Source organism: Okeania sp. SIO2C9, from assembly GCF_010672455.1.
Lineage (GTDB): Bacteria > Cyanobacteriota > Cyanobacteriia > Cyanobacteriales > Microcoleaceae > Okeania.
This window is the reverse complement of record NZ_JAAHGO010000080.1, coordinates 1-20,590: the sequence shown is the minus strand read 5'-3', so window position 1 is coordinate 20,590 and position 20,590 is coordinate 1. Positions and strand designations below refer to the sequence as shown.

Annotated in this window: 14 protein-coding genes; 6 read left to right on the top strand and 8 right to left on the bottom strand. The window is 36.4% G+C overall.

What is annotated here, in order from left to right; translation table 11 throughout:
• Window positions 1-276: 276 nt before the first annotated feature.
• The 4 genes from F6K23_RS33640 to F6K23_RS33625 form a co-directional block, all read right to left on the bottom strand.
• Window positions 277-3,138 (bottom strand): S-layer homology domain-containing protein, encoded by a 2,862-nt coding sequence (locus F6K23_RS33640; RefSeq protein WP_293164454.1) that lies wholly within the window; start codon window positions 3,136-3,138, stop codon window positions 277-279.
• 1,698 nt (window positions 3,139-4,836) lie between these two features.
• Complete coding sequence (locus F6K23_RS33635; protein ID WP_293164451.1) at window positions 4,837-5,523, bottom strand: polysaccharide deacetylase family protein; 687 nt, start codon at window positions 5,521-5,523, stop codon at window positions 4,837-4,839.
• 393 nt (window positions 5,524-5,916) lie between these two features.
• Entirely contained in the window at window positions 5,917-6,042 is a 126-nt protein-coding gene (locus F6K23_RS33630; RefSeq protein ID WP_293164448.1) for a hypothetical protein, read from the bottom strand.
• Window positions 6,043-6,067: 25 nt separating this feature from the next.
• Window positions 6,068-7,174: a CAP domain-containing protein gene (locus F6K23_RS33625; protein ID WP_293164445.1), complete on the bottom strand. Its 1,107-nt coding sequence runs from the start codon at window positions 7,172-7,174 to the stop codon at window positions 6,068-6,070.
• Between the two features lie 1,240 nt (window positions 7,175-8,414).
• Between F6K23_RS33625 and rd the strand changes: the two genes are divergently transcribed.
• The 3 genes from rd (at window position 8,415) to F6K23_RS33610 (ending at window position 10,265) form a co-directional block, all read left to right on the top strand.
• Window positions 8,415-8,579 carry a rubredoxin gene (gene rd, locus F6K23_RS33620; RefSeq protein WP_293164442.1) on the top strand — a complete coding sequence of 55 codons (165 nt, stop codon included), beginning with the start codon at window positions 8,415-8,417 and terminating at the stop codon, window positions 8,577-8,579.
• 299 nt (window positions 8,580-8,878) lie between these two features.
• Window positions 8,879-10,114 (top strand): NAD(P)/FAD-dependent oxidoreductase, encoded by a 1,236-nt coding sequence (locus F6K23_RS33615; protein WP_293164440.1) that lies wholly within the window; start codon window positions 8,879-8,881, stop codon window positions 10,112-10,114.
• A gap of 13 nt (window positions 10,115-10,127) precedes the next feature.
• Window positions 10,128-10,265 carry a hypothetical protein gene (locus F6K23_RS33610; protein WP_293164438.1) on the top strand — a complete coding sequence of 46 codons (138 nt, stop codon included), beginning with the start codon at window positions 10,128-10,130 and terminating at the stop codon, window positions 10,263-10,265.
• 324 nt (window positions 10,266-10,589) lie between these two features.
• On the opposite strand, the gene F6K23_RS33605 is transcribed toward F6K23_RS33610, so the two are convergent.
• A complete protein-coding gene (locus tag F6K23_RS33605; RefSeq protein ID WP_293164435.1) occupies window positions 10,590-12,215 on the bottom strand; it encodes a calcium-binding protein in 1,626 nt (541 codons plus the stop codon).
• Between the two features lie 1,127 nt (window positions 12,216-13,342).
• Window positions 13,343-14,554, bottom strand: a complete 1,212-nt coding sequence (locus tag F6K23_RS33600) for an HhoA/HhoB/HtrA family serine endopeptidase (protein WP_293164432.1) — start codon at window positions 14,552-14,554, stop codon at window positions 13,343-13,345.
• Window positions 14,555-15,823: 1,269 nt separating this feature from the next.
• Here F6K23_RS33600 and F6K23_RS33595 point away from each other — a divergent pair.
• Window positions 15,824-16,684 (top strand): ABC transporter permease, encoded by an 861-nt coding sequence (locus F6K23_RS33595; RefSeq protein ID WP_293164429.1) that lies wholly within the window; start codon window positions 15,824-15,826, stop codon window positions 16,682-16,684.
• Between the two features lie 871 nt (window positions 16,685-17,555).
• Here F6K23_RS33595 and F6K23_RS33590 read toward each other — a convergent pair.
• Window positions 17,556-18,824 (bottom strand): ribulose bisphosphate carboxylase small subunit, encoded by a 1,269-nt coding sequence (locus F6K23_RS33590; RefSeq protein ID WP_293164426.1) that lies wholly within the window; start codon window positions 18,822-18,824, stop codon window positions 17,556-17,558.
• 314 nt (window positions 18,825-19,138) lie between these two features.
• Here F6K23_RS33590 and F6K23_RS33585 point away from each other — a divergent pair, with 314 nt between their 5' ends.
• Together F6K23_RS33585 and F6K23_RS33580 are read left to right on the top strand one after the other, a co-directional pair.
• Window positions 19,139-19,405 (top strand): hypothetical protein, encoded by a 267-nt coding sequence (locus F6K23_RS33585; protein ID WP_293164423.1) that lies wholly within the window; start codon window positions 19,139-19,141, stop codon window positions 19,403-19,405.
• A gap of 73 nt (window positions 19,406-19,478) precedes the next feature.
• Window positions 19,479-19,604 (top strand): hypothetical protein, encoded by a 126-nt coding sequence (locus F6K23_RS33580; protein WP_293164420.1) that lies wholly within the window; start codon window positions 19,479-19,481, stop codon window positions 19,602-19,604.
• Window positions 19,605-19,983: 379 nt separating this feature from the next.
• Here F6K23_RS33580 and F6K23_RS33575 read toward each other — a convergent pair whose 3' ends face one another.
• A complete protein-coding gene (locus F6K23_RS33575) occupies window positions 19,984-20,199 on the bottom strand; it encodes a hypothetical protein (RefSeq protein ID WP_293164417.1) in 216 nt (71 codons plus the stop codon).
• Between the last annotated feature and the right edge of the window lie 391 nt (window positions 20,200-20,590).

Below are 20,590 nucleotides of genomic sequence, written 5' to 3'. Positions count from 1 at the left end.
CTTATATATAGCAATCAGGAATCAGATGTGAGAATTGAAGTTTTCCTTTAAAGTATAAAATATGGTAGTTATCTTATTGTTATGTATTCGTTCTATAGAAACAGAGCATACGCAAATCAGCAGAGTAATAACTGTTGGATAGTGGTTTAAAGCCTCCCCTTTTAAGGGGATAATAAATAAAAATTTTCATGATTAGTCAATCCTCTCCTTGAAAAGAAGAGATAATTCTAAATTCTAAATTCTAAATTCTAAATTCTAAATTCTTGAAGCTTATGTCTACTGTTCGATCGCAGACCCATAAATTTGCCAGAGCTGAATAAGATTATCTTGCGAAACACTTACAAGTTGTTTGCTATCTGGACTAAAAACAATTGCACCATCACCTTTGATACTTCTCAACAATTTTCCAGTACCAAGATCCCATAGATTAATATTACCATCCTCACTACTACTAGCAAGTATTTTTCCATCTGGACTAATTGCGATCGCCTTAATTGCCTGAGAATGTTTTTCTAGAGTATAACGTACTTTCCAGGTTTCCACATCCCAGACTAAAATCTTACTTTCTCCTTTCATCGCATGAGCAATAGTTTGCCCATCTTCACTGAAAGCGATCGCCTCTATGCCACGATTATTATTTGTATTGGGTATAGAAAGATTTCTCAACAATTGCCCTTGCTCTGCATTCCACAGTCGAATATACCTCGGTCCTCCACTAGCTGCCATGCGCAGGCCACCAGCACCAAAAGCAATAGGTTGAGTACCATTCATCCTGTGCAGTAGTTGCCCTGTATAAATATCCCAAGATTTCATTCCGCGATCGGCGCTGCATCCTATTACTGCCCTGCCATCAGCAGTGAAACCAACAGCAGTCACAACGCCAGAATGCCAGAAACTGACGAGCATTTCTCCTGTAGGAATATCCCACAATTTGACTGTGCCATCTCCACTTCCACTAGCTAGAGTTTTTCCATCTGGACTAATTGCTACTGAGCGCACATTGCCTTGATGACTGGATAAAGTATCTAGCAATGTGCCTGTTTGTAAGTTCCACAGTAGGATATCTTGACCACGACTACTAGCTAATATTTCTCCATCAAAACTAATGGTTACAGAGAAAGCAGAATCTGCTTGCGGATTAGATAGAGAGCGAACTAACCTTGGTGCTAGCACTAGATCGTTACTAATATCTGGCTGAGTTTCTGTATTTTCTGTTTCTGTGGTTGTTTGAGGTGAAGTTTCGGGTTGTTGTGTTTCAGTATTGTCTTCTGTTTCTGTTGTTTCTGGTGTCAGTGTTCTTGGTGGCAGTGTATTTTCTGTTTCTGTGGTTGTTTGAGGTGAAGTTTCGGGTTGTTGTGTTTCAGTATTGTCTTCTGTTTCTGTTGTTTCTGGTGTAAGTGTTCTTGGTGGCAGTGTATTTTCTGTTTCTGTGGTTGCTTGAGGTGAAATTTCTTCCGTATCATTAGTCGCAAAGGTAACGGTTTCTTGATTTTCTGTAGCAGTATTTTCAGGCGCAACTACATTTCCTCTAATTTGTCGATCGCTATCATAACCTTTATCTACTAAAAATTGACGCAAATTATCAAAATATACTTCGCGATCGCTGTTTTGATATACCTTTTCTATTAATTTCCAACCATCTTCTTTTTGACCTAACAAATATTTATTTGCTAGATAAGCTGCCAAAACTCCTTTGACATTTTGATTTTGACTAGAACGCTGATAAAATTCTAGCCAAAGTTCTGAAGCGCTAGTATTTATTTGTACTGGATATTGCCTGGTAACATCTACCATTTCTCCTTGACGATACTGCCAAATACGAATAGGTAATCGAGCATTATTTCTATTAGAAAATACCTTAGCAAATCTACCATCAACACTTTTAAATTCTGGAATATTATCTTGATCTAAATCTGTCAGTCTATAATTTACATTTCCCCAGAAATGACGCAACATAGAATATTTATTTCGTGTTGCTTCGTAGAGATAAATCAATGAATAAGTACCACTATCAAATACAACATCACTATTATTTATAGTTACTAAATCTACTAATACTTCTGATTCTCCATTTCCATCTAAGTCTAGTAACTGTACTTTCACAAATCTACCTGCTAATACTTCCATTTCAGTCTCAGATTCTGAGTCACCTGCTAAAGATTTAACTGGTATTGGTTCATTTAAAATAATTTCTCCACCTCTGATAATTTTCAGATTTAAGTTACTTACTAAGTCTGTATTATTTGCTTGTTCGTAAATAATTTCTGCTTGTAAATTACCATTGCCAAACCTTTCTACAATTCCTGGTGGTTCTGTATTTTCTGTAGAAGATTCTGGAGTAGTTTCTGAGTTAGCATTTGCCGTAGATTCTGGAGTAGTTTCTGGTGCAGTTGCGGTAGTTGTTGATTGAGTATCTATATCAATTTTGGCAATGTATTCTGAGGGAACTTTAGAAACTAAACTATCATTATTTGTTTCAAAATTTGCAATAGATTGACAGAGAAAAGTAGCCACCTCTGAGCGAGTAGCATCTCGATTAGGATTTAGTTTCCTCACATTTGGATAATTTACAACAATACCTTTTGCTGTTGCTGCAGCAATAGATTTTTTTGCTTCTTCAGGAATTGCTTCTGCATCTTCAAAAATTGCGTTTAAATTTCGTTCTACAGATGCACTTGCTCGATAATTTAATCCTTGACTTAAAGCTGTTAATACCTGCCATCTTGTAATCTTGAGAGTAGGGTTAAAGGTTTTGCCAATATATCCTGAGAGGAAACCCATTTCATAAGATTTTTGAATTGCATTATAAGCCCAATAATTTTGAGGAATATCTACAAATTTAATCGGATCGCGCACTAATTTTGCATCTGGAAAAGCCCTAGTAATCATTGCAGCAAATTCCGCTCTAGTTACAGGTGCATTAGGGCGAAATGTTTGACTTTCATAGTCGCCAGATATTATTTTTCGGTCTAATAAATCTTCAATACAAGTTTGAGCAAAATGATTTTGTATATCTTTTAAGGTCGTTTCAGCAAGTGCTGGTTTGATAATTTTATGGTCAAATAATTTGGGATTGATTATGGTACTTAATGCTACGACTAAAGCAACTACAGGATGCCATTTATAAATTTTTATCATTAATTTTCCTCCACCACTTTTGAGTTCTAAAAAATAGCTCAACTTTTGTCATCTGAACTACTCAAGACTACCTTGAGAAGAAAGCTTTGATTACAGACTGACAATTCCTTATTCTAGCCAGTTTATTCTATCTCTGACCAAATAAAATTATATTTGGTTCCATTTTCATTAGACATCTCCAGAAAATAAGGTATAGGGAATAGGCAATGGGCAATAGGGAGAAGTAATTAATAATTTATGGATAATAATTGATTTTATTTTTGATTTTTGGAGTGGTCTATTAGACATTTGTCAATCAAAAAAAAGGGTGCTGTTTAGAATGTTTAATTCGGGATTATGAGAAAAGGCTTATTTCAACAATTAATAATTACCTTTTCTTGAAATTGTAGGATTGATTAAAAAGATTTTTATCGTTGTAGGGCGACAACCAATATCCCAGCGAAGGAGAGATTTTAAAACTTAATTATTCGATAATTTATGGAGAGTTCTATTTATTAGACATCTCCTCCAAAAGAGGGAGTAGGGAGTAGGTAGGGATGTTGGATGCAACGTCCGTAGGTCGTAGGTTCAACAATTAATAATGAATAATAAATAATGAATAATTACCTCTCTATGAATTGAAGAGGATTGACAAATTCATGGAAATTTTTCTTCTCTTGGTCGATTGGATATGGCTCCGAGACCTCGCCATCCCATCCTAGGTCATGCTGCGCAAACGACCGCTTATTATCCTCTTAAAAGGGGAGGCTTTAAACCACAATTTTTCGGTAAAGAATTGATAATTTCTGTGCGATAGTTGATTTGATTTTTTATGATCACCAGATGTCTATTGAATAAGTAATACCAATTTGACAATTATTTGCTACAAATAATATCATGTTTGGTTGAATACTTATAAATAAATTAGCGAGGAGTTAGGAGTCAGTCCTCAGAAGTCAGTAGGGAAGAAAGAAGGAAGGAACAAAATTCATTAATTGATAATGGATAATGGATAATTGATAATTACCTCTGGTTAAAACCGTTACGGAATTGAATATAAGGAATATTTTCTTTTCTCTTGGTCGATTGGATATGGCTCCGAGACCTCACCATCCCACCCTACGGAAAGCTACGAATATCGACCGCTTTTTCCCCTTAAAAGGGGAGGCTTCAAGGCACGAATTATTGTAAGCATTTCCTACGGACTGCTGCGCAAACAGCTATTAGCAGTCAGCTATTCCTACGGAATGCTACGCAAACAGCAATTAGTAATGAATAATTACTTCTCAGGTTTAGTCCGGTGACTTTAACAGTAACTTTTATTCTGTCTCAATTTCTCAATTATTTTTACCTTCCCCAAAATTAATAGCTGATAGCTAATAGCTGACCGCTGAATGCTTACGAATTATTTAATTATTAATTATTAATTATTTGGTAAAGATAATTTCAGTATTTCTTCGGTACTATCAGTTCTTAAATTTTATTTATAACTGACCCGTCCGAATATGATATAACTAGGCTACTTCTTAGGAGTCAAGATTCGGAATGAATAGCTTTGATACCATTTTTTAGGTCGTAACTTATCTTTTTAGTCACAGGAAAATTTCCTGTAGATTTTTTTGAGCGTCCTGATTATTCTAAACATTCTTTTTTCACGCTTGGTATAAGAGGCAAGAAGAGAAAGATGATAAATATATTTATTTATCGATCTATCTTTCCTTACTTAATTCTATCTGCTTTATTTGTTTGCCACATTTGGTCTATAGTAATAAAATCGTAATTTTTTTCTAGTAAAATTGGAATTATTTCCGCAGCTATTTTTGCCACATCTTGACCACCATAACATCCATCATGCAAAACAATAATAGAACCATTAGAGGTTTGCTGAACTACTCGATTAGCTACAACTGAAATTCCTGGTCTGACCCAATCTTCAGGTACTACACTCCACATAACATTTCGATATCCCCATTCCTGTAAGAGTTTTAAAGTTTGAGGTAGAAATACGCCATTGGGAGGACGAACATCACAAACTAATTTTGCTTCTAATCCACAAGCATTGTAAATAGAAAGCTGTGTTTTTTTTAAACTAGATTTAAGTTGAATAGGAGTTAGTTTAGGAAATGATATATGTTCGTAGCCATGTAAACCAATCCAATGACCTTTTTCATATACAGCTTTAGCTACTTCTGGATAACGATCTATACATATACCTAACCAAAAAAAGTTAGCTTTAATCTGATATTTATCCAGAATTTCTAATAATTGAAGTGTATATTCTGGGTGTGGTCCATCATCAAAAGTAAGAGTAATTTCTGATTTTTGTGTATTTCCTTGCCATAAACAATTAGGAAAAGCCGATTTTAATATTGGATGTAAAATAGGAAATAAAGGTGCTAGTGCCATAATGAAGTCAGAAGTTAGAAGTTAGAAGCGGTGCGACCCCGCGACGACGCCAGTCGCAAGGGAACGCGCACCAAGAGAGTCAGAAGTTAACCCACCCCTCGCCCCTCCCCCTCCCAGGAGGGGAAGTAGGGGATTTGAGCAACTCTCCAAAAATATTTCGCCTTAAAAGGTGGGGTTGCGTGACCCAATTATTTTGATAAATGGAAGTTATTTTGCTCTAAATTATATCTTAAAGAAGCAAGAAGGAAGAAGAAAGAAGGAAGAAGGAAAGACTGGAAAAGTGGATGGGGATACTGAAAAGTTGCAGCTCCACTGGATCGATCCAAGGGTAAGCTTGTAGACACTGCGGATGAGGTGTGGGGTATTCCACTCATAGCGCCGTCAAATCTTTCTTTATCTCCCCATCTTCCCCTCCTGGGAGGGGGAGGGGCGAGGGGTGGGTCTCCACACTCCCCACACTCCCCACACTCCCCACACTCCCCACACTCCCCACACTCCCCACACTCCCCACACTCCCACACTCCCCTACTCCCCCGCTCCTCCGCTAAGGTGTTCCAAATACTTGTGTCCAATAATGATTGAAATTAACGTTACCAGTATCATTTTCTAAGAAATAGTAACCAACACCAATTTCCTGCAAATTTGGATCGAGAATGTTGGCACGATGTCCTGGACTATTCATCCATCCTTCTACTACTTCTTCCGGTGTCAACTGCCCTGCCGCAATATTTTCTGCCCAAGCTGAAAAATCATAACCGGTAGCTTCAATGCGATCGCCTGCCGACGAACCATCTAACCCTGTATGCTCAACAAAGTCTTGCAGTGCCATATTCTCTGTGTGAGTCTGCGCTGCCTGACCTAACAATGGGTCTGTACTCAGGGGAGACAAACCCAACTGGGTGCGTTCTTGGTTGGTCAGATCGACAACTCTATTAATGAAATTTTGATTATCTGTTTCAGTATTTGAACCCCCTTCAAATAAAAAATTGCCGCTGCTGAGACTCTCTGCAGATACATTATTTACTAGCGCTATAGTTTCTCCAGTGAGACGATCGACTATCGCAGTATTTTGCTGACTACCACCACTATTTTGTAAACTGATATTGTCAAAACTTAAACCATTAGGTAGTTGAATTATATCAATACCATTTTCAAAGTCAGCTATTTCATCCACACCTGCACCATTTTCTAAGACAAAGACATCGCTACCTGCTCCACCATTAAGAGTATCTTGCCCCAAACCACCACTGAGAGTGTCATTATCCCGATCGCCAAATAAAATATCATTGCCCCCATCCCCAAAGAGGCGGTCGTTATTTTTGCCACCAAATAAACTATCCCCACCATTGCCCCCTCTAACAACATCAGCTTCGCGATCGCCACGGACTAAGTCGTTACCATTACCTCCTTCTACTGTATCATTGTCTTTACCACCCATTAAAGTATCATTGCCTCCTCCACCAACAATACTATCTTCACCCCGGTTTCCCATGATAACTTCTGAGTCTGAAGACCCCGTAACTGTATCGTTGCCACCAAGAGCAGCTAACCCATCGGGAAAATTAGCGAGTTCTCCAGAGGAAAGAGCGATCGCTTCTGCATTATCGGTGGCGAGTAAGTTATTGCCATTAGGCGTGAGTTCAGTTTCCATTTGTTACCTGTTTTATTAGTTTTTTTTTACTTAGACAGGACTTACGCAGAACCGTTATATCTAGTAGGGGCGAATGGCATTCGCCCTCTACACATAGGCATTTACCGAATAATTAATAATTAATAATTAATAATTAATAATTAGGGCTTGCTGATTAAATATCAAAGGATTGACAGATAAATGTTTTAGCCTTTTTGAGGTCGAGAAAAGTGCCTTTTATTCAGCTCTTAATGCTCAAAAAAAAGCATATTTTAGGCTCATAGTTGTGCAGAATAATCAAGGGATTATTCTTCCTCCTACCTCCTCTATAATTCCCATTTATCCTGTATCCTGTATCCTGTATCCTACCCTTACCCATGAGACTTTTTAAGCAAACCCTAATTAAATAATTCGCGCCTTGAAGCCTCCCCTTTTAAGGGGAAAAAACGGTCGATATTCGTAGCTTCCCGTAGGGTGGGATGGATGGGTTTCCTAACCATATCCAATCGAACAAGAGAATAAATCATATTTCCTTATCTTCAATCAAGGACGGTTTTAACCAGAAGTAATTATCAATTATCCATTATCAATTAATGAACCCCTACGGATAGCGTATTGTCTAATAATTTGCGTAAGTCCTGTTAGAATTAAATTCTGGTCAAAGCTGATTTAATTTAACAATTAATAATTGTCGCAAATTAAAATTAAATTCATACATCTGCCTGTAAAAACACATATTTAGATATCTGGAAAAAAAGAGTCAGAAGATAGTAGTAAAAATTACTGAATCATTAAGGTATAAAGCCTCTTCTTTAAAGGAGAAAAAAGAAAAAATTTTCCCTACCACGTCAATCCTATCCGTTTTCAAGCAGAGGTAATTATTAATTATTAATTGTTGACCCTTCATCCCCCATTTTTCAGATAGATAAACCACAAATCCAAAACTACAATTAACAGTACAGACATTCCGGAAAACATTCTTGCTTTGGTCTACTTTGACCGAAGTGAGTAAAAGACCATCAAAAAGTGCTGGTGGTACATAGTAATGTTAGAGAGAGTGTAGGGAGTTTGGAGACCCACCCCTAACCTTTCCTGAGAGGGGAATGTGGGGAATTTGGGAAGAAATTAAAAAATATATCTCTTCACCATTACGCGAGCAGGACAACCCAAAAAATTAACAAAACTTTGCAATTTGACAGTGGAACCTCTAACCCACAAACTTGTAAAATCCAGGTGAACTATTAGAGAGGAATAGATTAAAATGAAAAAATATGTCTGTAATGCTTGTGGATATATATATGACCCAGAAGAAGGAGACGAAGATTCAGGAATAGCAGCAGGAACACCTTTTGAAGAAATTCCCGATGATTGGGTTTGCCCAGTTTGCGGGGTTGGTAAAGATGATTTTGAACCAGTAGAAGAGTAACTAATAAACCTCTCTGGAAAAGAGGGAGTAGGGAGTAGGGACGTTGCATGCAACGTCCGTACAGAGTAAAGGAAAAGAATTGATTATTTATTTACGATAATTAATTTTATTTTTTATTATTGGAGATGTCTAATATATATAAAATGTCGGCGTTGGTGATTTGAGGTATGATGTCATGTCCGGATAAGAGAGCGAGCAAAAAACTTTCTCCTTCTACTCCTCTTTCTTCCCTCCTGACTCCTGACTCCTGACTCCTAAGTGATTAAGACTAATATCATACACTAATTCAGCAACGCCAAATGTCTTTTCCATCTCTTAAAATTGTAGTTGTAGGTGGGGGAGCAGCAGGTTTTTTTGGAGCAATCGCCTGTAGCACCCCCCACACTAATGTGACCATCTTAGAAGCAGGGCGGCAAACTCTGGCTAAAGTGCGTATATCTGGCGGTGGTCGTTGTAATGTTACTCACGCTTGCTTCGATCCAGGGATTTTTGTTCAAAATTACCCCAGGGGAAGTAAAGCGCTTCGGGGTGCATTTAGTCAATTTCAGGCTCGTGATACTGTGGAATGGTTTACTGCGAGAGGGGTACAGTTAAAAACAGAAGCAGATGGACGGATGTTTCCTACTACTAATGATTCTGCTACAATTGTTGAGTGTTTAACTAGGGTCGCATTAGACCGAGGTGTGAATATTCGCACGGGTGCAGCAGTGGTTTCTGTAGCACGAAAGTCAACGGTGGGGGATAATAATTTATTTGAAATCAGATTAAAATCGGGAGAAATTGTGGAATGCGATCGCCTACTCTTAGCAACTGGCAGTAGTCCTCTTGGTTATCGTTGGGCAAAAGCATTGGGTCATCAGGTTGCAGCACCTGTACCTTCTCTATTTACTTTCAAGATTTCTGACCCACGTTTCCAAGGATTGGCAGGTATTTCGGTTGAGAATGTTTGTTTACAATTGCCGATGGCTAAATTAAAACAAATCGGACCTGTACTTGTTACTCACTGGGGTTTAAGTGGTCCGGCAGTTTTGAAATTATCTGCTTGGGGTGCAAGATTTCTCCATGAAAATGACTATCAAGCTAATTTATTGATTAATTGGTTATCTCACCTTAACCCAGAAGATGTACGAACACAGTTATTAGCACTTAAAACTCAGGAAAAGAAAGCGATCGTTAATAGTTGTCCGTTTTCTTTACCACGTCGTTTGTGGGAAAGTTTAATTATTGCTGCGGATATTGACCCGCAAAAACGTTGGGGGGAGTTATCAAAGAAAGCTATTAACAAGTTGATTCTAGAATTAACTCAAGGTAAATATCAAGTTCAGGGTAAAGGGGTTTTTAAGGAAGAGTTTGTTACTTGTGGTGGGGTGAGTTTGAAAGAAATTAATTTTAAAACTATGGAAAGTCGTTGTTGTCAGGGGTTATATTTTGCTGGTGAAATATTAGATATTGATGGAGTTACAGGGGGTTTTAATTTTCAAAGTGCATGGACAACTGGATGGTTAGCAGGTCAGGGGATGAAGATTAGGGGTTGAGGGAGATGGGGAGATGGGGAGTAGGGGAGTGTGGGGAGTGTGGGGAGTGTGGGAGGTGTGGGAGGTGTGGGAGGTATGGGGAATGTCGGGAGATGGAGAAAGATTTGGCAATGGCGCTCTGATGGAACCTTTTTTAGCGTTGCTGAATTGAGCGGGTTTGATATAAAAGCCTGAAAAAACTTAAATCAAGACTTACGCAAATTGACTTTGAAACCACCATTTGTAGGGGCGAATGGTATTGGCCCTCCCTATATGTAGAATCTCTGCGTAAGTCTTGCATCTGTAGGGGTAAATGGTATTCGCCCTCTCTCTCCCTATATGTAGAGTCTCTGCTGTAGGGGCGAATGGTATTCGCCCTCGCTTACTTTTACCGATCTTTGAACCACATCGTCATAACCAAAAACCTGTAAGGGCGACCAAAAACCTGTAAGGGCGACCAAAAACCTGTAAGGGCGAATGGCCATTCGCCCCTACGCTAAATCAAAATTAATCCACTTTGAACTTCCAATTCCGTGACACCAATAAAAATCGCAATTAGATCCCCATTCACAAAAATTCCAGTACCTCCTTGAGTCTCTATAGGAGAAGGACCCAACACAACTCCATCACCACCAAATTCAATAATTACATCACCTTCGAGATTATTAAAATCAACAATTACTCCATAATCACTACTACCTGCACCACTGTAAAAAGCAACATCACTATTACCCAAAACAAATGTATCAGCACCTGCACTACCCGTCAAAAAATCAATCTCATTTTCTCCAGACTGACGACCTGCACCAATAATAAAATCATCACCAATACCACCAACAATAGTATCATTACTCAAATCTCCACTGAGGGTATCATTTCCTCCACCACCATCAAGAAAATCATTATCTTTACCACCAAATATCAAATCTTCAGATTCTCCACCACTCAATTCATCATTACCCAACTCTCCTAAAATGAAATCAGAATCAAAACCACCATCAACTATATCGTTACCCTTACCTCCACGAATAGTATCATTACCTGAATTTCCCTCCAGACGGTCATTATCTTGATTACCAAAAATACTATCGTTACCATCATTGCCAAAAATACTATCATTTCCTTCATTTCCAGCAACACTATCATTCCCTATTCCACCATCCAGGCGATCGCTATCTTCATTCCCACCAATACTATCATTGCCGACATTACCAAATATACTATCACTACCAACATTACCGACCAGACTATCATCACCCCCACCCCCATCTATCTCATCACTACCTTCATTACCTACGACAGTATCATTGCCCTCACCACCACCTAGAAGATCGTTATCTTGGTTGCCCAGAATACTATCATCTCCTATTTCGCCATTAATGGTATCAGCTCCTTCATTGCCAAAAATGGTGTCATTGCCTATACCCGCAAAGATACTATCGCTCCCGGGACTACCAAACAAACTATCTTGACCTGCTTGCCCATCAATTGTATCATTACCACCTAGTCCAAAAACGGTGTCATTGTTAGGGGTGCCTTGAATAAACTGAGGAGTATTATTGCCAATAATGGAACCTGGTGGAAATTGACCGTCTGGTATAAAAGGAGGTGGAGTAGGAATATTTACACCATCAATAATACTGGTACTATTAACATCTATTCTGCCATTTTCTAGAGTTACAGTTCCAGAAATTGCGATGGGTTGATTTGGCTGTAAATTTAAAGCTATGGCATTAAATTCATCTAATAAGTTAACAAAGTATATTTGACCATTAGAATTTAAAATAAATTGGCGATCGTCAACTACAAAACCAACAGTTCCAAATATAGTTTGTAGTCCGACAATTGGTGGTGGAGGTCTGGTTGAATCATCATTAATCAGAATAGTATTTATTAGATTTAATCGGTTATCTTCTAAGTTTATAAACCCTGTTACTGTGATTGATTGACCAATTTGTAAGCCTAAGATTGAAGTATTTAGTTCATCTATGAGGTCAACAAAAAAGTTTTGACCATTGTCAGCGGTCAAAATAAAAGTATCATTACCAGTAATAGAAAATATTGTTCCTGCGACTTCTGTTAATGTTAATTCTAACTGGGAGCTGGTAATAATTGTTGTCATAATTTATGGTTTTAGTTGATATTTGCTGAAGAAGGAATAAGGAAGAAGGCATTCCCCCTTGCTCCCCTTTGAAAGGGGGGAGGAAAAAGTGGATGGAGACTCAAACCCCAACCAATTATAAACACCGTGTAGACAGCGGGGTATTAAACCAAATTGATAAATTTTTGCTACAAATAACTAGGATATTTCTTAGGAGTCAGGAGTCAGGATTTGTATGGGAATGGCTTCAATACCATTTTTAAGGTCAAAAATCATTTTTTTTGTCAAATCGAATATCCTTTCATTAATGGATAATTGATAATTACCTCGGGTTTTAACCGTTACGGAATTTAATATAAGGAAATATTATTTCTTCTCTTGGTCGATTGGATATGGTTAGGAAACCCATCCATCCCACCCTTCGGGAAGCTGCGAAGATCGACCGCTTTTTTCCCCTTAAAAGGGGAGGCTTTAAACCAGAATTATTTAATTATTAAGAATTAATTATTAATAATTCGGTAAAGTATTTTTATTCCTATTATTATTCGTAACATTCTTTTTTCACGCTTGGTATTAAACCAAAAAAAAAGATAAATATTGATAAATAGCTAATGTTAAACTTAAAAAATACTTAGTTTCTGTATTTCTATAATAGTCAAACATAGATATAGAAGTCTAAGGAAAGGTTAAGACATATCAAAAGCTTAAAACTCAAATAACGCCTAATTTTACCTTCTTCCTTGTGCTATATCTCCAAAAGAAACTTCTTCTGAAACCTTTGTAGGGACGCTCCATGGAACGTCCCTACTATTTTTATGATCATAAATCCTACATTTAATTGCACCTACCTACTTAAGTATTAAGTTAAGATTAAATGTAAGACAAACTCTATTATTATTAATTAAATCAACATTAGATATAGGAGTGAAAATTACACTTATGGATTATGTTTTATGTACTTTTTTCATAAATTTTCTTCCCTGTTTCCAGATAAGCTTTTGCCTACTTCTGCAAAAAGTCTATTCTTTTTTGGAGATGTTTATTAGACATCTCCAAAAATCAAAAATAAAATCAATTCTCACACAGAAATTATCAATTATTTCTCCCTACTGCCTACTCCCTATTCCCTATTTTATGGAGATGTCTATTTATTCAGATTCGACTGAGAGGGGAAAAGTATCGGGTTTCACGAGAATTTTAGCAATTTTACGATTACGAATTACTTCTACTGCTAAATCTTTTCCAACTAAACTTTGTTCTACCTGTTGCTGAACTTCTACTGGACTTTTAACTGCTACTCCACCTACTTTTTGAATTACATCTCCTTGACGTAAACCAGCTTTAGCTGCCGGAGAATCTTCTATAATTCGCATAATCACAACACCCTGATTTTGCTGAATATTCGTCTCTAGTCGTTTATTAATTTCATGTCTGACTTCTGGAGTTAAATCGACCATTGAAATACCTAAAAATGGATGCTCTACTTTTCCATTATCAAATAACTCATCCGCAATTCTTTTTGCAGTTTCTATGGGAATAGCAAATCCTAATCCTTGGGCGTCAGCTCTAATAGCTGTATTGATGCCAATTACTTGACCACGACTATTCAAAAGTGGTCCACCAGAGTTGCCAGGATTAATTGCGGCATCTGTTTGAATAAAACGGACTCGTTTGTCTGGAATACCTACTTGAGAACTACTACGACCAATAGCACTGATAATTCCTACCGTTACAGTATTGTCTAAACCGAGAGGATTGCCAATAGCGATCGCCCATTGTCCCGGAATTAATTTTTCTGATTTACCAATGGACACTTCTGGTAGACCTGTGGCCTCAATTTCAATTACAGCCACATCTGTTAGTGAGTCTACACCTTTAACCTGACCTTCAAAAACTCGGCCATCTTTGAGTGTTACCTGAACTGTATCAGCTCCACTAACTACATGAGCATTTGTAATTAAGCGACCATTAGAGTTAATAATTACCCCAGAACCAGTACCACGTTTAACGCGTTCTTCTGGAATAGGTAAATTTTCTCCAAAGAAACGTTTAAATAAGGGATTTTGAAAAGCTTCTGGAACTTGAGTTGTTAATTTTTTAGCTGCATCTATACGGACTACTGCTGGACCAACTTTTTCTACTGCTTGAGCAATAAAGTTATAGTTAGTCGGTTCGAGTAAAGCATTTTCAGAGTTTGAATGTGACGGGTAATCTGTCGGTTGCTGCTTAACTACAGGTATTACATTAGAGTCTATAGTCAAACCTTTGGTTTGGACATAACGATGACCTAACCATCCTGTACCACCACCAATAGATAATAGAGAAAAATATAAAGTCAATTGCTTGAAGGATAAAGTCATTTTTTTCCTACTAGATAATCTGATAGAGTAGACATTTTCAGAGAGAAGAGGAGTGGAATTGGCCTCTTTCAGGCTAATAACTGTAATTCGATTGTTTATGTAATTTAAGGACTTGTGAAGTACCCAACACCAAAGGACTTTTTTTGCATAATTTTTGTCTAAGTTCCATTAACAAGGTTTATTGGATTAAAAAAGTGCTTTAGACCAGCAGATATTAAATTTCTAGTTGTAGTGGCGCACCACTTGAAAAACTCAAAGAATATATTGAACAGCAAGAACCTCCTAATTAATTTTTTTGCTGGTCGGGATTCAACAGTCACACTAATTTACCTTATGGCGCAGGTCTTCTCCCGATATTTTAAAGATAAATAAAAGTTTGTAATGTCCTACTATTTTATAAGATTTTAAGTTACTTAATATTGAGGTTAGTGCATCAGATTGTTGTCAAAACAAAATGTAAGATTTTCACCTGATTTCTTGTTAATTGGTTTAAAGCATATTAAAAGATATGGACTTATCCCAGTAATAAGATTTTTGCTAAAAACCCTAAATATTTTGAGAGTTAAAAACGAAAAATTAAGCTTTTCAAACACATTTTACTTAAATCAATAAGCCTGTTAAAAATAGTGGGATAGGTTCATTAATTTTCAGTTTTTTCTCCAAAGCACCACATTCATACAGTTCTCTGATTAATATGTCTTTCAGATGAAAGTTTTTGTTAAAGTGAGTGTATTTTATATCTGTAATTTTGATAATTCAGCTATCATCAGAGTTATTTTAGGCTTTGTTGCACTTGGATGGAAGGTAACAAAATCTAGATACTAGCTTAAGATGCTTAATGATACTTACACTTGAGTTTTTGGCCATAAAGTTTAGTGACAACTCATCTTAGTCTACTAATATCATTATACTTATACATAATCAGGTAAACATTTTCTGGGAAGAAGCACAATAATAAATTAATTTTGATTTTTTTACGATCATATCTTTCGCATAAAAACAAAATTACAGCCCTTTGCACGACTAATTGGTAAAGTAACAGCATTTAGTAAATAATAAGGTTTCATTTTTATCTTTCCTTTTGCAGGTACATAAGGTACAAATATGAACTATCGAGTGTTTGTAGTACGGACATCTTGCCCGCGACGGGTGTACCTCACCCTTGATGAAATACGCTGTAATTTTTCAATGTCCTTTTTGTAGCCTTCTTTTAGATAAATTGGTATTATACAAAAAAAACTACAGATACAGAATAGAATTTAGTCTTTGATGATACCTACTGAAATTACTAAGAACAAAAAACAACTATTAACACAAACCAAACCACAAAATAAAATTCTGAATAAGCTCCTTTCTCTTGAGATAATTGCTCCAGTCATCTTAGGAATTATCGTACTGCTAACCTGGGAAATTTCCGTGAGAGTAATGAATATTCCTCCCTATTTATTACCAAGCCCAATATTAGTATTTCAGGCAATGATTCAGGAATGGAATCAATTATTTGGTTCTCTGCTAATTACCATCAAAATTACAGTTGTGGCCTTAGCAGTGGCAGTAGTTTCAGGGGTGTTCATTTCCATGTTATTTGCTCAGAATAAATTAATTGAAAGAAGTTTGTTTCCCTATGCGGTAGTTTTACAAACTACTCCTATTGTTGCTATTGCTCCTCTAATTATTATCTGGCTCAAAAATAATACTTTTGCAGCTTTAATTCTCTGTGCTTGGATTGTCGCATTTTTTCCGATTATTTCTAATACTACTTTGGGATTAAATAGTGTTGATAAAAACTTGAGCGATATGTTTAAGCTATATGGAGCATCTCGTTGGCAAACTCTAATTTATTTGAGATTTCCTAGTGCTTTACCTTATTTTTTAGGTGGGTTAAGAATTAGTGGCGGTTTAGCATTAATTGGAGCTGTAGTAGCAGAATTTGTTGCAGGTACAGGAGGTACTCGTTCCGGTATTGCTTATCAAATTTTAATGTCTAGTTACAACTTAGAAATTCCCAGAATGTTTGCTGCTTTATTTTTAACTACAGGTTTAGGAATAGTTATTTTTGTTTTGTTTACAGTTTTATCAGATTTTCTATTAAAAGATTGGCATGAAAGTTCTGTACAGAAAGATAGTTAGAGTTTTCTGAATAAAGTCTTTTTGCTCTTTGTAGGAGACAGGAGACAGGAGAAATGGGAATGAGAGGGGAGGTAAGAGTAAGAATTGTCTCTCAATTTTTCTGTCATAATCATCTCAAAATACTAGCTTTTTGAGCTTTTTCCGCCGAAAAGCTGATACTTTTTTCAAATCTAAAATGCTAAAACCAGTATCAGTCAATACTTTCAGGTTTATTCAGCAAGCTCTAGTTAAAATTTAGGAGGAGTCATTTGAGTTAGCCTCCTCCGGAGGAACTTCGTTAACAGTTATCAGTTATCAGTACCTCTAGTTAAAGTCAGAAGGCTTAAATATTGAACTTTATTTTATCTTGGTCGATTGGATATGGCGAGGAGACCTCGCCATCCCTTGACCGCTTTTTCATCCCCTTGAAAGACTATGCTTTATAAACATCTTTACTTAACATAAAAATTGACAAAATAGACAAGTTATGTACAAGCTTTGAAAAGATTTTTGTCAGAGAAAAAGTGTATTAACAAAGTACATTTTTTTTGATAACTTAAGTAGTTTTTCCTATCTACTATGATTCTTTCTCCCTTCTCCCCTCCTCTCCAAAAGGTTTTCAGGAGTTCCTTATAAGGGATAGCTTGAAAGGGGAGGGTTGAGACCTTATTTTTTGGTCAGGAGTCATGAGTCAGGAGGATATGCTTAAAAATAGTCTATCCAGTTCATTTTAGATATTTATTTCTATCGTTTATCCCTTGTTTTTAATATTTACCCCGTCTTCCTTCTTTCCTCTTTTTTCTTCCCTCTTTTTTCTTCCCTCTTCCTTCTTCCTTCTTCCCTCTTTTTTCTTCCCTCTTTTTTCTTCCTTCTTCCTTCTTCCTTCAAATATCTAATTTGGTTTATGAATTATTTTCTCAACTAATCTGCGCTTTATATTAGAGTCAATTCCAATCAACCTCACATAATCATTTTGATGTTCAGCTAAACAATTTTCTACAGCATTTATGACTTCTTTTTCTCCCTGACTATCTATTGTTCCACAACTTTTCCATGAGCCAGTTTTATATCTACGTTTATCTGCATATTCCATTCCAATTTTCAAACCATCTTGGAGAATTTGTTGCACTTTTTGTCTAACTTCTGAACTGAGATTATTATTTTTAACGTTATGATTAATCCTATTTTCTATTAACTGATTAGATGTAGCTGTTTCTGGAGATAAATAGTTAGAATTTGGCGCAACTTTTTCCGAGCGCTCTACATGATTACCACCGAATAATCGAGATTGATTATATTCTTCAACTAATCGTAATTCTCGAATTCTTTGTTGTTCCCTAACCATAAATTTTCCATATTCTAGAAGATGGGAGAGATTAAAATTAGGTTTGGGAAAATCTGGAACTTTTTCTACAGAATTAACTACCCGCTTGGAAATATTTTCTATTCCTACTTGATGAATAAAATCACGAATCTGTTCATCATATATCCGACTGCGTAAAGCACTGAAAAAATCTATAGCTTGGTCAGAAAATTCATCTACTAAATTTTCAATATCTCCCGCAGAAAGTTCATCAGTTTTAAAAATACCACCCACTATACCAATTCTATCTTCTCTATTTGGCTCCCAATAAAATTTCTCCATTCGACCATCTCTAATTAAAGGTGCATAGAGGGTAGAAAAATCATTTCCAGTCACAATAATCGGTATTCGATGTAGGGGAGTTTCATCATAACTACCAGGCAATTGTACATTAGTAGGATTATCAGCAATATTCATCAAAGTAGCATTTACTAATTGAGTATTTACCGTATATTGAGTACCCCCATCAAATCTACCAGCACCTGCATCTAAGTCATTAATAAATAAGACGCACATTCGACCTTGAACTTTGATTTTTTCCGACGCTTCTCGATAACGTAAACGTAATAAACGTGCTGGGTCTCCCGCATCTTTACTTTCTAATTCTCCACCAGATATTGTGACAGGTTCTATTCCCATTTTTTCAAATACTAATTGGCATTGAAAAGTTTTTCCTTCTCCTTTTCGTCCGTGTATTCCTAATATTAAAGGTACTCTTACTCTAGGTAAGTCTAAGAAATTTTTGGTAATGTGAACTGCTAGTTTATCTATAAATCTGGGTGATATGTAATATGACATTTCAGTTATTAGTTATTAGTTATTAGCAACTCAGCTTTAAAGCGTAGGTTTCAAACCTTATTTCTTAGTCACCATATCATTTTTATGGCAATATTTATCGAGTTAATATTTGTTGAGGTTTAAGATTACTCTTGGGAATTGAATTTCCTTCGTTTAAGCTTTAAGAAGAATTTGAAATTTTCTGTGGATGTAGGGTTTTTGTCTAATACAGGAGATTCTACAGTAACTGCGATATAATTAATAGTTATGTTTTGAGTGTCTAACGCTTGCTTGAAAAACACTCTAGCAAGTGTCAAGTTAAAGGAACAAATTCGATGTTACCCTCTAAATTACTTTGTAGTGACTTTAAATTAGTTTATCAGTATAAAGATACAACTTTAGTTCAGCCAGAAGTTAGATTTGGTGTTTACCCTCCTTCAAAAACAGAGAAAAAGTTTGTTAGCCGTCATGTTTATAAGAAAGAGAATAGTTCACAAGAGATTTGGCGTAAATCGGAATTATTAGAATTAAAGGAATTTGTCAAAGAGCAATACTGGGTATTAGTAGATTTTTTGGCGTTGCTGAGTGGTAATGATTTTTAGATTAAGTATCAACGTAAAATATAAGCTTTTTCTTTGTTGAATAAAAAGTCATACATGGGGCGAGCAGTACCTAATGATTACATCATATCATAACTTTTTTGGAGATGCAACGAGAAATACCTTGCCGTTTTTTGGTGCTTCACAGGATGATTATTTTCTGGATTTGTGCATAAGTAATATCAATCTGTTGATGGGGTAAAAATTTTTCCTGTTGCCAGTTCTTTTTCTAGTAGTGCTTCACACAATGATAATTTTTCTGGTGCTTTGATGGTGTGAGTATCTCTTCTATATATATTCAGTAACGAAATGCCGTTTTTGCGTTGAATAAAAAGTCATGCGCAGGGGCGAATTGCACCCAATAATTACATACTACTATAATTTTTTTGAGGATGCAAGAGGAAAATCCTTGCCTTTTTTTTGAGCTTCACACAATGATAATTTTTCTGTTGCTTTGATGGTGTGAGTATCTCTTCTATATATATTCAGTAACGAAATGCTGTTTTTGCGTTGAATAAAAAGTCATGTACAGGGGCGAGCTACACCCAATGATTAAATTGTCTCATAATTTTTTTGGGAATTCAAGGGGAAATACCTTGTCGCTTTTTTTTAAGCTTCACAGGATGATGATTTTCTGGATTTGTGAATATAGCGATCGCTTCTACATGAATAATATCGGTATTGTTGATGGGGCGGGCAAATTTTCCGATGCTTACTTTTTTCTCCAAGTGCTTCACACAATGATAATTTTTCTGGTGCTTTGATGGTGTGAGTATCTCTTCTATATATATATTCAATAACGAAATGCTGTTTTTGCGTTGAATAAAAAGTCATGCACAGGGGCGAATAGCAACCAATGATTACATACTATTATAATTTTTTTGGGGATGCAAGAGGAATATCCTTGCCTTTTTTTTGAGCTTCACAGGATGATAATTTGCTGGATTTGTGAATATGTAATATCAATCTATTGATGGGGATGAAAATTTTTCCTGTCGCTAGTTGTTTTCCGAGTGCTTTACAGGATGATAATTGTTCTGGTGCTTTGATGGTGTGAGTATGGTTGGGTCGAAGCCTGGTATTACCCAGGGCAACTCCCAGTTAGATCCGGACGTGCCCGTTTCCGTGCATCCGGCTCCCGACAATCTGTACATCACTCAGGGGAGTGAGTATCATTGCTTCATGTGA

Excerpts from the sequence above, each read along its gene's own strand:
- F6K23_RS33635 (WP_293164451.1), bottom strand. The coding sequence starts at position 5,523 with ATGGCACTAGCACCTTTATTTCCTATTTTACATCCAATATTAAAATCG.
- F6K23_RS33610 (WP_293164438.1), top strand. The coding sequence starts at position 10,128 with ATGGGGAGTAGGGGAGTGTGGGGAGTGTGGGGAGTGTGGGAGGTGTGG.
- rd (WP_293164442.1), top strand. The coding sequence starts at position 8,415 with ATGAAAAAATATGTCTGTAATGCTTGTGGATATATATATGACCCAGAA.
- F6K23_RS33590 (WP_293164426.1), bottom strand. The coding sequence starts at position 18,824 with ATGTCATATTACATATCACCCAGATTTATAGATAAACTAGCAGTTCAC.
- F6K23_RS33625 (WP_293164445.1), bottom strand. The coding sequence starts at position 7,174 with ATGGAAACTGAACTCACGCCTAATGGCAATAACTTACTCGCCACCGAT.
- F6K23_RS33600 (WP_293164432.1), bottom strand. The coding sequence starts at position 14,554 with ATGACTTTATCCTTCAAGCAATTGACTTTATATTTTTCTCTATTATCT.
- F6K23_RS33615 (WP_293164440.1), top strand. The coding sequence starts at position 8,879 with ATGTCTTTTCCATCTCTTAAAATTGTAGTTGTAGGTGGGGGAGCAGCA.
- F6K23_RS33605 (WP_293164435.1), bottom strand. The coding sequence starts at position 12,215 with ATGACAACAATTATTACCAGCTCCCAGTTAGAATTAACATTAACAGAA.
- F6K23_RS33580 (WP_293164420.1), top strand. The coding sequence starts at position 19,479 with ATGATTACATCATATCATAACTTTTTTGGAGATGCAACGAGAAATACC.
- F6K23_RS33585 (WP_293164423.1), top strand. The coding sequence starts at position 19,139 with ATGTTACCCTCTAAATTACTTTGTAGTGACTTTAAATTAGTTTATCAG.
- F6K23_RS33595 (WP_293164429.1), top strand. The coding sequence starts at position 15,824 with ATGATACCTACTGAAATTACTAAGAACAAAAAACAACTATTAACACAA.
- F6K23_RS33640 (WP_293164454.1), bottom strand. The coding sequence starts at position 3,138 with ATGATAAAAATTTATAAATGGCATCCTGTAGTTGCTTTAGTCGTAGCA.